This is a genomic window from Bacillus thermotolerans (assembly GCF_000812025.2).
In the GTDB taxonomy this organism is placed as follows: Bacteria; Bacillota; Bacilli; order Bacillales; family Domibacillaceae; genus Quasibacillus; species Quasibacillus thermotolerans.
In genome coordinates this window covers 82,208-93,491 of sequence record NZ_JWJE02000018.1, presented here as the reverse complement: position 1 = coordinate 93,491, position 11,284 = coordinate 82,208, and the positions used below count along the sequence as shown (strand labels likewise).

Sequence of the window (11,284 nt, the reverse complement as noted above, 5' to 3'; positions counted from 1 at the left end):
GCTCAGGGGGTGAGCCGGCTCTTTTCTATTGAGGAAGCCATTCGGGGACTCTTATAGGAAGGAGCCTTATTGGCTAAAGCAGGAAGGATACTAATGGGGATTAAATATTTAATTAGGTTTTATGAAATGAAGCAGTTATATTTTTGGGAGTTGGCTGTGGTTGTTCCTGAAGGTGTTTCTGCAGTGTTTCTTCTACTAAGCGGAGTCTGGCAAGTGTCTTGCCGAGGCAATAAGTAATTTCTTCTATTCTTCTCTCCAGTTGTGTATTCGTCATCCTTTCTTCTCCTCTTTACGGAAGGTTTAAAATGGGCAGAAGCTCGCCTTCTTCGCTCTCTGCGTTCGGGCGCTTCTTATCCAAGAAACGAACCGTATGTACATTGACTTCTGTAGCATAAATTCTCTTTCCTTCTTGGTCTTCATAGCTGCGTGTTTGGATTGTGCCAAGGACACCGATCAGCGAACCCTTTTGACAATATTTTGATGTGTTCTCCGCAGACTTGTTCCAGACCTTACAATAGATGAAATCAGTCTCCGTCATCCCCTGCTGATTGCGGTAAGGACGGTTGACGGCAAGTGTCATTTGGAGAAACGGCCGGCCGAGGGCGGTGTATGTCAGCTCGGGATCTTTTGTCAATCGGCCAACGAGTGTCACTTGATTGATCAATCAATCACCTCCTTCTCTTAAGTCACATTCATGATAATAAAAAAATAGCCGCAAATAAAACGGCCATTTCTTCTTATTGCTATGAAGTCCCTCAAAAAAACAGCTATCCGCTGCCGAATGAGGAAAAAATCGTAAGATACTTGAAAAATCTGTCGATTTCTCGCCATAGGGTTCTAATAGCAAACGTGGTATACTTTATATATAGAAGTCAATCTAAAGGGGAAGGTGATCAACTTGAAAACCTTTAAAATTGCAAGCTTCTTGCTTGCTGATGAAAACGAAGCCAGAGAGGTGGAGATAATTGATGGACTAATCATTAACCAGGAAGATGACAAAAGCACTTGGCTCATCGAACTGTTTGTTGATCCTGTTCACGAACCACTATTCCACTCTTATGAACAACAAGAGGAGTTAACGGTACAAGTACATATCACCCACCGTAGCAATGACCCCGCCCTGCTCTCCGTCCAAATCAAAGCCATTAACAAATTAGAAAAAGGAACGAGTGTCCTGCTAGAAGGCATCCTTCTGCAAAGGCGCAATGAATACGCCAAGCAAGTCCTGTCAGAGCTGATCGACGAAGGGCTCGAAGGAAAAGAGCTTGTCGAAACCTTCAGCACCTATCTGCAGCAGCGAAAGAATATTCCCTCTACTGAGAAACCATAGAAGCGTAAGCGCCTCCTTTTGATCTTCGAGCCTTATCCGTCTTACTTAACGATCTCTACATTAAAAAAAAGCAGACTTCTCTGCTTTTTTAATGGATATGTTCTGACTCGAGCTCGTTGCGGCCAGTATTTATAGTCGATTGAAGGAGCTGGATAATGTATTGGATATCCAGCTTTCGATAATCACGCACAGGCAAGTCCTTCCCATATACCTGATAATAGAGAAAAGAAGCAAAAGCGACTTCCGATTCATCCGCGGGCGTCAGCTCTGTTTCTTTTTTTTTAATTGTTCTTTCAAGTAAGAGAGATAGAATTTCGCCTCCGCTTTGCACGAATAATCCACCGACGTGTTCAATTCCTTTTGTAGCGATTCAAGCTCTTCTATTTGCTTAGATGTCGGCTCCTCTGAGAATATTTTCTCAATCACCTCGGTGATCTTGTCCGCAAGCTCCTGATGAAACTCATCGCTCGCTTTCATCTCATCGCTAATTTGATCATACCAGGAAGCGTGGTTGTGAATATACTCTCTCCACTCTTTCATGAAATCCTCAAAGCGATAAGCATCCTCGCCCCAAAGGATCTTCGCCATGTACTGTTCAAAAGCAGTTTTAATGGATCGGCTAATGCTGATTTTCACACCAGAAGGCAAATTGCTTAACATGCGGGATAAGTCCCCCCTACGAAGTCTTAATAATCTTTATGAATTATAACTTCTTCTACCTTATCATATTTTTTCAGAATTGGACAAAATTTTTATTCCTGCCATTTATAAAAACCCCCTCAGCAGCTGCTAAGGGGGTATGTATTAATGATCCTCATCATGTACTTCGTTTTCCTGTTCAACTTCTTCTTCTTGCGGCGTATTGTTATCCTCTAAAATAACGCCTTCCTCTTCACCTGGATTATCTGCTTCATTATCACCAGTGTTGTTTAAGCCTTCCTCTGTGTTCACTTGACCATCTTCTTGATTATTATTGTCCGCTCCATCGTCCGTGCCTTCTTCTACCTCATTCATATCAGTCTCTACATCGTTCTCTGGATTGTTTCCTGAATCACCTGTGTTTTGATCTTCCTCTGTCATCGGTTCATTATCATTCGTATCCGCAGGGTCTTCATTACCACCGCCGCAGCCCATTAACAGCATAGCCGCCAAAGCGGTGCTTCCTGTTAGCTGCCAAAGTTTCCTCTGATTCATCCGTACAACACCCTTTCTTTAATGGCATTCTTCTCTGCTTTTATTCATACCCCGATTGCCCGAAACATATACAAAACACGAAGAAAAAAACAATTTTTCCATTTGATGGATAATAATTTAAGCAGCCAGTCAAAGAAAGGGAAGAGGCCATAAAAAAACCGCCTCAGAGAGACGGCTTATTTTAAAGCAAACGTGATATCCGCTTCGCATGCAAGCTCACCATTCACCGTTGCCCGGCCTTTGCCCTTGCCAATCAATCCGCGCAGGCGAGTGATTTCCACTTCCAGGCGGAGCTGGTCACCCGGGCGCACTTGGCGTTTAAAGCGGCAGCTGTCAATCCCAGCAAAAAATGCCAGCTTGCCCCGGTTTTCTTCCTTGATTAACATAGCGACGGCACCTACTTGGGCTAACGCTTCTACAATTAATACACCAGGCATAACCGGATATTCCGGGAAATGTCCATTAAAAAATTCTTCATTGGCTGTTACATTCTTTAAGCCTACCGCCCGCTGTCCTTCTTCCACCTCTAATACTTGATCAATCAGAAGAAATGGATAACGGTGCGGGATAATCTCTTTAATCTGCTGAATGTCCAACATCTCTAATCCTCCCTACCACAATACAGATAAACTGTTCTTAATTACTTCCGCCAAGTGAATCCATGTATCCGGCATCAATACTTCCATTGGATGGCCATCGCCAATCACACTGTACCCTACCAGGGCTCCGGCCAGTGCGAAAATCCCCAGAAGAAAGATGTTCACGATAAACCGCCCAAGAGGAGTGAGCCGGCGTGTACTTTTTTTCTTTTCCCTATTCAATAAAACCTCTTCCCCTCTAGCGTACACCGTTGATCAGTCCCATCATTTGATCTGCTAACGAAATAGAACGTGATTGCAGCTGATACGCACGCTGCACGGTCAGCATATCTGTCATTTCCTTCGTTAGATCCACGTTAGATTTCTCGAGTGACCCATGCTGAAGGCCAATTTCATCACGCGCCTCAGCTGCGAGCTCTCGAACGATTTCATTTTGGGGCACGGGCATTTCATCGGGAAGGCTGAACAGGTTGCTGCCTGCTGATTGCAGCAGCTGCGGTCTCATTGCTTCAACAACACCAAGGTTAAAGGTTTGTCCGCCCGCGCGCAGCACACCGCCTTCTGCAAGAGCGATCTCTCCCTCATTCGGGTTAAACGTGATCGGCTGATTGTCCTGGTCAAGCACCGAATGACCTTCAGAAGTAACAAGCATGACTTCGTCCTCTCCCAAAGGTGTAACGGCAAAAGCACCACTGCGTGTGTAATGAACGCTGGACTCACCGTCTTCTTGTACAAGCACTTTAAACAGCTGGTTCTCTTTTGTAAAAGCCAGATCCAGATCTCGCCCTGTTGTCTGAAGACTTCCTTGTGTGCCGACCATTTGTGTCTGTGCGATTCTTGCTCCTGCTCCGACACGGATGCCATTCGGCGTCAAACGGCCGATTTCTCTATTCTCCTGAAGCATATTCGCCGTATTCTGGTTCAACAGCTCCGAAAAGGACGCCTCCCGACGCTTATAACCGTTCGTATCTATGTTAGCCATATTATTGCTAATAATGTCTAGTTTTTTCTGCAGCTGACTAAGCGTGCTGACAGATGTAAACAATGTTTGATTCATCCATGGTCCCCCTGAAAAAATTAATTCACACGACCAACTTCATTGGCAGCTTTCTCCATGCTGCGGTCATAGGCAGTCAGCACCTTTTGGTTCGCTTCAAATACCCGGTAGGCTGACATCATATCTGTCATCGTCCGGGTCGTATCCGTTGTGGAAGCCTCCAGGAATCCCTGCTGCATGCGAAATTGCATATTTTCGCCTTCCACGGCGTCAGGAAGCTCGCCATCTTCTAACCGAAAGAGACCATTTCCCTCCTTGATCAGAAGATATGGATTCTCGGCAAAAGCAACTCCCAGCTGGCCAGCCGGTTCTCCTTCTGCTGTGATCTCTCCAGTGTCACTGATTGCCACCTGGTCAGAATTCAGCTGAATGCGGTTTCCTTCCGAATCAAGAACGTAGCTGCCGCTGGCTGCTGTCAGAAACCCAGCTGCATCTACTGTAAAATTGCCGTTTCTCGTGTACCGCTCGACTCCATCTTCTCCTTGTACTTTAAAGAAGACCGTGCCTGCCTGTCCAGTGTCTTCATTTACAGGCATATTGACATCTAAAAGAGCCACATCTGTAGCTAAGCCAGTTTCCCGTAAATCTCCCTGAGAAAAGCCTGGCATGGTTTCCTGCATGTATACGCCTGTGTTCACTGAACCGATCGTTACGTTAGAAGGGAGGGACACTTTTTGTTTTCCAGGAACGGATACTTGATCCAGCCGTTGAAGGAGCATTTCTGGAAAGGCTCTTAAAGAGGTCTGATCTGCTTTATATCCAGGTGTATTGGCATTTGACATATTATTTGAAAGCATTTCTGTGCGCCGTTGCTGCGCAATCATGCCTGAAGCTGCTGTGTAGAACCCCCGAAACATATATTCACCCCATGATCAATACTTTATTTATTGTACCACTCTTTTTCATCGGCTGAATAGCGAGAATATGAAGATACAGGAAGAATTTTTACAGTAAAAAGAAAAACGGGTGATTTTCTCCACCCGTTTACACAGCTTTTATTTTTACTGCATCATTTAAGTTGTCAATCATCTTCCCTGTGCCCATAACGACGGATTCCATTGGATTTTCGGCTACCGTTACCGGCACCTTCAATTCTTCAGCAAGCAGCTGGTCAATGCCATGCAGAAGTGCGCCCCCTCCTGTTAGAATGACCCCTCTATCAATAATGTCAGCAGCTAATTCAGGCGGTGTCTTCTCAAGAACGCCTCTTGCGGTTTTGATAATCAGATCGACCGGCTCTTTTAGCACCTTCTCGATCTCTTCAGACGTAACTGTCAAAGCTCGAGGCAGTCCATTCACCATATCACGGCCATAAATCTCCATGGAAGCATCCTTCTTGCGGCCTCCTGGCGCTACGCTTCCAATCTTAACCTTAACGTCTTCTGCTGTCCGCTCACCAATGAGCAGCTTGTATTCTTTCTTAATATAGGTGGCAATTTCGCCGCTTAGCTTGTCCCCCGCCATCTTTACAGAAGAGGCCGTCACGATCGCTCCCATTGATAGAACTGCTGCATCCGTTGTACCGCCGCCAATATCCACTACCATATTGCCGCTCGGTTCAAAAATATCCATTCCCGCTCCGATTGCTGCTACCTTCGGCTCTTCCTCTAAATAAATCGTTTTGCCGCCGCTTTTTTCTGCGGTTTCACGAATGGCTTTCTGCTCTACACTTGTAATATTTGATGGACAGCTGATGAAAATTTTCGGCTTTGTCAAAAGCCCCTTTACATTCAGCTGATGAAGAAAGTGCCGAAGCATCCATTCTGTCGCATTGAAATCGGCAATAACCCCATCCTGTAACGGGCGGATCGTGACAATATTTCTCGGCGTGCGGCCAATCATCGCATACGCTTCTTTGCCTACAGCAAGCACTTTATTTGTCGTCTGATCTAAAGCTACTACGGATGGCTCGTTTAATACAATTCCTTCTCCCTTGACATAAATCAGCACATTCGCCGTTCCTAAATCAATCCCAATATCCTTTGCCAACATCGTTGTGGTCCCCCTTTATTATCGCTTGTCACATCCAGTGAATGAAACTGCTGCTTATTCTGCTTAAACAATTAGAATGACCTTTGGCAGTTGACAAATCAGACGTACCTTGACTTTTTGTCTGATTTTTCTGAATTAATTACTCCTTCTCTCTTATTTATCACATATTCTTTAAAAAGGGTGTCGAAATTACAATCACCAACAAAAAAAATCCGCCGTTTAGGCAGATTCATCTAACAGTCGACTCACTGGCTGCGTTTGCCTTCCAAATATATCGTACGGAGCCGTTGGAGAGCGATGACACTCTATATCAGTCTAAAGCTTAACAACCGGCCGCTCGGACCGGTTTCTTCTTCATGAGCATGTCTATACACTCGCTTCTGCCCCGCTGGCTTCCTTCAAGGCAGTCGAATATTTTCTTTTTGTTGCTTCTCCTCCTCGCAGGTGCCGTATAGCTTTATGATAATCCAGTATTTCCTTCACCTGCTGGGCGAGCTCTTGATTCAGCTCCGGAAGCCGCTCTGTCAAATCTTTGTGTACCGTGCTTTTCGACACACCAAATTCCTTTGCGATTACGCGCACGGTCTTTCTCGTCTCCACGATATACTTTCCTATCTTGATCGTCCTATCTTTGATGTAATCGTGCACATTGCTCTCCTCCCTTACTGGATGTGAGGCATGTGAAATGAGACTCGCTTCGCTTGAATGAAATATTATAAATCCGCATGCGCACGCGCACACGGAAAGAAAGCATTCACTTTCTTTTCTTCCGCAACTAGACTGTCCCTATTATCAGTAGGCTTTAGTTTATCTACGACCCCTCACTTCAAAGCATCCTTTTTTCTTTTTGTCAGTTTTAGTATTACTATATTGGAGCTTGATAGAAAATATGTATAAAGGGAGCAAGAATCTAACGAATTACTTGACTTTTTTGCACATTAAAGCTACATAGCAAAAAGCAGCCTGTCCCCAGGCTACTTTTTCTATGTTTATTCGCTTTCCATTGTACTGCTGCCTTGTTCTTGTTTTAGCTCTTCTTCAATAAAGCTTTCTTCCGTTTGCTCTGTTGATTCTTCCAATTCAATAGACTCTTCTTCTGTTGGTTCTGCCGGCTCTTCCTGTTCAACAGAGCCTTCCTCTGCTTCTTGTCCAGCTGGATCTTCTGCAGATGGTTCAGTAGACGTTTCCTCTGAAGATTCACCGGCTGGTTCTTGTGTCTCTTCCTCTGCAGCTTCTGTGTCAGCTTTTTGTTCCTCTGCCTTCGCTTCTTTTGCCATCTTGGCGATATCGGCAGTAGACTTAGCAACCGCATCCAATGGATTGATCGCTACGTTATTCTTGTCGCGTACTTCAAAATGAAGATGTACGCCCGCTTTTTCATTGAACAGGCTCTTTCCTGCCTTTGCAATGACTTGTCCTTGAGATACGTTGTCACCTTTAGCCACTTGAATGTCTTGAACAGATTGATAGTTTGTCGTAACTCCATTGGCATGCTCGATTGTAATGACATTACCTAATAATGAATCATTCTCTTGCACTTTTGTGACTTTTCCGCTTAACGCTGCTGTTACATCAAAGGTTTTTCCTTCTTTTGTTCCATAGGCAATCCCTGTGTTTGGATGGTACGTATTATTGTAGACCACCAGGGAAGCTTCCTGATCTTTCTCAGAAGCGCTCTCTTCATAGAAGCTCGTCTTGATCACTGACTCATCGGCATCCTTCATCGGCAAAGCCAGCTGTTCGGCAGCAGATGTCTGAACAGGCTGTGCCGGTTCATTGAACGGTGTTGCCGATTCTTGCATTTCCTGTACTTGCTCATCGCCTGAGTCTGCTAGCTGATACCAAATAATACCTGAAATTAGAAGAGCAGCACTCGTTAAGTAAACAGCAGGGAACATCCAGCGGTTTTTGAAAAGGTTTTTCGTTTTTTGAGAAGCTTTTTTCTTTTCTTCCTCTCTCATGTTCATCACCTCAGCAAACAGTGTGAACACATTCCAGATAATCTATACCCCCTCAGGAAAAATTTTTAGTTTTTGCGAAAAACGTTAGAAATATGCCACAAAACGAGAAAAGAAAGAAAGAAATACATGATAAAATAAGAAGAAAATTATTTACAGCGAGGTGTAAGGAGCATTGAAATCTTTCATAAAAGGCTTGTCCACTATTGCTCCTCTATTGTATATGGTCATCATATGGGTGATGTCCAGCATGCCTGACAACGCAGTGATTGAGCTTCCAGAGCGGAGCATTGATCGCTTCTTTAAAGAATCTCTCCACCTAATTGAATTCGCTATCTTATATATCCTCATTATTAATGCTTTCTTAGTAAACGGCCGGCTGACGAAAGGTGCTCATTTAACTGCTGCTCTCATCGCCTGCTTCTATGGGTTTGTCGATGAAATCCATCAAGCCTTTGTCCCCTCCCGCTCTGCCACCGCCATTGATGCTGTGAAGGATGTCATCGGCGTCTTGGTCTGTTACTACATTGTTCAAGCGTCCTACTTCACACACCCGCGCAGACGCGTTGGCCAATGGATGGAGCACTTCGCCACATGGATCCGACCTTAAAAAATAACCCGTTGTCTCCCGAGAGGAGACAACGGGTTATTTTTTTGCTGTGATTTGTTTTCCTATCACCTGATCCACTTCTTCAATTTCCGTTTGCTGATAATAATGAGTAATAATGTCCTTATGATCCTTTCCTTCCTGGGCCATACCATTCGCGCCATATTGGCTCATCCCTACACCGTGTCCATATCCTTTTGTTGTAATGACGACGTCATCCCCCTTGAGCACCCAGCTGAAATCTGAAGAAGGAAGATCCAGCTTTTCCCTCACTTCTCTTCCGGTCAATTCCTTCCCGCCAATTTCAATAGCGGCAATCCGATTTCCTGATGTCCGGCCTTTAATGGTTCCTGCCTCATTCTTCCCCTTGACTGAAACCCCCAGCTTGCTTTCAAATTCAGAGAGCGACATGGTTTTTCTTGATGTATATTTAGGTGATTCTTGATCCCATGGACTTTCTACGCTTTTCAAGTAAGGAAGCGATTCGCTCCAATACTCTTCTGCATTCTCTGTATACCCGTTGCTCGTTGAGAAGAAGGAGGCGGTAATCGGCTCGCCATTATAGGTGATAACCTGGCCGGCCGTTTCTTGGACAGCTTCCCTTACCTTCTCATATTTCCAATCGAAATCTTCCCCCCAAATGTCCTGCAGCTCCGCTTTTGTTTTAAACACTTGATGGTTCACCGTATCGGTCACGTGGGCCTCTTTACCGTTCACTGTCTTCCCATTCATCATTTGTTTAACAATGAATGTCCTCGCTGTAAGCGCCTGTGCTTTTAACGCTTCTTTCTCAAACTCAGCCGGCATTTCTGCTGCAATAACCCCCGCTACATATTCTTCAAGCGGATAGGTCTCTGTTTGCTTAGAGGCGGAACGGTACACGGCGACTTCTACAGCAGACTCTTCCTCTAAGGAGCTCTCACCTGTCTGCTTGGTCGGTGAATCTTCAGCTTGCTCTTCTGATGAAAAAAGAATGACTAACAGAGATGGAAGAATGATGACGATGGTTGTCATCAAGGCCACAAAGAGTAAAGAGATCGTGTGTCGTTTTTTCACCGAAAGAATCCTCCATTTGCCGTATTGAGCCCTCTTAATTGCTCTCCTTTAAAGATATGGGCTACGTTGGGAGAATATGCCTCTTTTCCGGCCGATGCGAAAAAGGGCAGAAAACAGAAAAAGCTGTCCTAAAGATAAAAAGGGTTATCTTTAAAACAGCTTGTTATTAGTTAAGTGTTTGCATCTGTAATCACTTTGTTTCTTGGAGCAGTCTGCGGTTCATTCGTCTCTTCCTTCACACGCACAATATCTGCCCCTAGAGCAGCCAGCTTGCCATGGAAGTTTACATAACCGCGGTCTAAATGCTTCAGCTCTGTGACTCTTGTATAGCCTTCTCCAGCCAATCCAGCCAGAATCAAAGCAGCAGCGGCCCGCAAGTCTGTCGCAGCTACTTCTGCTCCTTGAATGTTCGTCGGTCCGTCAATAATAACTGAGCGGCCTTCGATTTTAATATTTGCATTCATGCGGCGGAATTCTTCTACGTGCATAAAGCGATTTTCGAACACTGTCTCTGTAATCATGCTCGTGCCTTTTGCTTTTAGAAGAAGCGCCATCATTTGAGACTGCATATCTGTTGGGAATCCTGGGTGAGGCATCGTTTTAATGTCAATTGGTTTTAATTTCTCTGGACCAATGACACGTACACCATTCTTTTCATCGATCACTTGCACGCCGGCTTCCTTCAGCTTGGCAATTAAAGAAGACATATGTTCAGGCACTGCATTTTCGATGAGAACATTCCCCTCAGTAATAGCTGCCGCTACCATAAATGTGCCAGCTTCAATGCGGTCTGGAATGATCGCATGATCGGTTCCGTGAAGCTCTTCTACTCCTTCGATCCGGATCGTCTCCGTTCCAGCGCCGACGACTTTTCCGCCCATCTTATTAATCAGATTAGCTAAGTCGACAATCTCAGGCTCCTTAGCTACATTTTCTAAAATCGTCGTGCCTTCCGCTAATGCAGCAGCCATCATAATGTTTTCTGTGGCACCTACACTAGGGAAATCGAGATAAATTTTTGCACCTTTTAAACGTGTCGCTACTTCCGCTTCAATAAAGCCATTCTCTACTCTTACGACTGCACCCATTGCTTCAAAGCCTTTCAGGTGCTGGTCAATTGGGCGAGATCCAATGGCGCATCCTCCTGGAAGAGCCACTCTCGCTTTTCCAGTACGGGCAAGCAAAGAACCCATGACTAAAACAGACGCTCTCATTTTACGCACATATTCAAATGGCGCTTCCACGAATAGTTCGTCACATGCGTCGACAGTAATGGTATTCTTTTCAAAGTGCACCTGGCAATTCAGGTGGCGCAGTACTTCATTTATTGTATAAACATCAGAGAGAGTCGGCACATCCCGAATCACACTCTTTCCTTTGCTGGCTAATAATGTTGCGGCGATCACAGGGAGAACGGAATTCTTTGCTCCTTCTACTTTGACAGTTCCGTTCAATTTTTGTCCGCCACGAACGATGATTTTTTCCAAAACT

The 11,284-nt window shown here is 44.9% G+C and carries 15 protein-coding genes; 2 read left to right on the top strand and 13 right to left on the bottom strand.

The genetic code is table 11. The features are described 5' to 3' along the window. Positions 1 to 112 precede the first annotated feature (112 nt). Together QY97_RS20425 and QY97_RS09290 are read right to left on the bottom strand one after the other, a co-directional pair. Positions 113 to 274, bottom strand: coding sequence for a hypothetical protein (locus QY97_RS20425; protein WP_156994484.1), 162 nt, complete (start codon positions 272 to 274; stop codon positions 113 to 115). A gap of 15 nt (positions 275 to 289) precedes the next feature. Further along, positions 290 to 664 (bottom strand): single-stranded DNA-binding protein, encoded by a 375-nt coding sequence (locus QY97_RS09290; protein WP_039233020.1) that lies wholly within the window; start codon positions 662 to 664, stop codon positions 290 to 292. A 234-nt stretch (positions 665 to 898) separates the two neighbouring features. Between QY97_RS09290 and QY97_RS09285 the strand changes: the two genes are divergently transcribed. Next, a complete protein-coding gene (locus QY97_RS09285; RefSeq protein ID WP_039233016.1) occupies positions 899 to 1,330 on the top strand; it encodes a YwpF family protein in 432 nt (143 codons plus the stop codon). A gap of 261 nt (positions 1,331 to 1,591) precedes the next feature. On the opposite strand, the gene QY97_RS09280 is transcribed toward QY97_RS09285, so the two are convergent. The 9 genes from QY97_RS09280 to QY97_RS09240 all read right to left on the bottom strand — a co-directional run bounded on the left by QY97_RS09280 (position 1,592) and on the right by QY97_RS09240 (position 8,133). Next, positions 1,592 to 1,990 carry a hypothetical protein gene (locus tag QY97_RS09280; protein WP_039233013.1) on the bottom strand — a complete coding sequence of 133 codons (399 nt, stop codon included), beginning with the start codon at positions 1,988 to 1,990 and terminating at the stop codon, positions 1,592 to 1,594. A 144-nt stretch (positions 1,991 to 2,134) separates the two neighbouring features. Continuing rightward, the gene (locus tag QY97_RS09275; RefSeq protein ID WP_039233011.1) at positions 2,135 to 2,524 is read right to left on the bottom strand and encodes a hypothetical protein; all 390 of its coding nucleotides are present in this window, start codon (positions 2,522 to 2,524) and stop codon (positions 2,135 to 2,137) included. A 176-nt stretch (positions 2,525 to 2,700) separates the two neighbouring features. Then, positions 2,701 to 3,123 (bottom strand): 3-hydroxyacyl-ACP dehydratase FabZ, encoded by a 423-nt coding sequence (gene fabZ, locus QY97_RS09270; RefSeq protein ID WP_039233008.1) that lies wholly within the window; start codon positions 3,121 to 3,123, stop codon positions 2,701 to 2,703. A 12-nt stretch (positions 3,124 to 3,135) separates the two neighbouring features. After that, positions 3,136 to 3,345, bottom strand: a complete 210-nt coding sequence (locus QY97_RS09265; protein ID WP_039233006.1) for a DNA-directed RNA polymerase subunit beta — start codon at positions 3,343 to 3,345, stop codon at positions 3,136 to 3,138. Between the two features lie 16 nt (positions 3,346 to 3,361). Further along, positions 3,362 to 4,180, bottom strand: coding sequence for a flagellar hook-basal body protein (locus QY97_RS09260; RefSeq protein ID WP_039233004.1), 819 nt, complete (start codon positions 4,178 to 4,180; stop codon positions 3,362 to 3,364). A gap of 20 nt (positions 4,181 to 4,200) precedes the next feature. After that, entirely contained in the window at positions 4,201 to 5,037 is an 837-nt protein-coding gene (locus QY97_RS09255; RefSeq protein WP_039233001.1) for a flagellar hook-basal body protein, read from the bottom strand. 127 nt (positions 5,038 to 5,164) lie between these two features. Continuing rightward, positions 5,165 to 6,172, bottom strand: a complete 1,008-nt coding sequence (gene mreB, locus QY97_RS09250; RefSeq protein ID WP_039232998.1) for a rod shape-determining protein MreB — start codon at positions 6,170 to 6,172, stop codon at positions 5,165 to 5,167. A gap of 366 nt (positions 6,173 to 6,538) precedes the next feature. Next, a complete protein-coding gene (gene spoIIID / locus QY97_RS09245; RefSeq protein WP_039232996.1) occupies positions 6,539 to 6,820 on the bottom strand; it encodes a sporulation transcriptional regulator SpoIIID in 282 nt (93 codons plus the stop codon). Between the two features lie 341 nt (positions 6,821 to 7,161). Then, complete coding sequence (locus QY97_RS09240) at positions 7,162 to 8,133, bottom strand: M23 family metallopeptidase (protein WP_046128707.1); 972 nt, start codon at positions 8,131 to 8,133, stop codon at positions 7,162 to 7,164. Positions 8,134 to 8,305: 172 nt separating this feature from the next. Here QY97_RS09240 and QY97_RS09235 point away from each other — a divergent pair, with 172 nt between their 5' ends. After that, positions 8,306 to 8,740: a VanZ family protein gene (locus QY97_RS09235; RefSeq protein ID WP_039232994.1), complete on the top strand. Its 435-nt coding sequence runs from the start codon at positions 8,306 to 8,308 to the stop codon at positions 8,738 to 8,740. Between the two features lie 36 nt (positions 8,741 to 8,776). Here QY97_RS09235 and spoIID read toward each other — a convergent pair whose 3' ends face one another. Both spoIID and murA read right to left on the bottom strand, forming a co-directional pair. Then, positions 8,777 to 9,793 carry a stage II sporulation protein D gene (gene spoIID, locus QY97_RS09230; protein WP_039232992.1) on the bottom strand — a complete coding sequence of 339 codons (1,017 nt, stop codon included), beginning with the start codon at positions 9,791 to 9,793 and terminating at the stop codon, positions 8,777 to 8,779. Between the two features lie 170 nt (positions 9,794 to 9,963). Continuing rightward, positions 9,964 to 11,280, bottom strand: a complete 1,317-nt coding sequence (gene murA, locus QY97_RS09225; protein ID WP_039232990.1) for a UDP-N-acetylglucosamine 1-carboxyvinyltransferase — start codon at positions 11,278 to 11,280, stop codon at positions 9,964 to 9,966. Between the last annotated feature and the right edge of the window lie 4 nt (positions 11,281 to 11,284).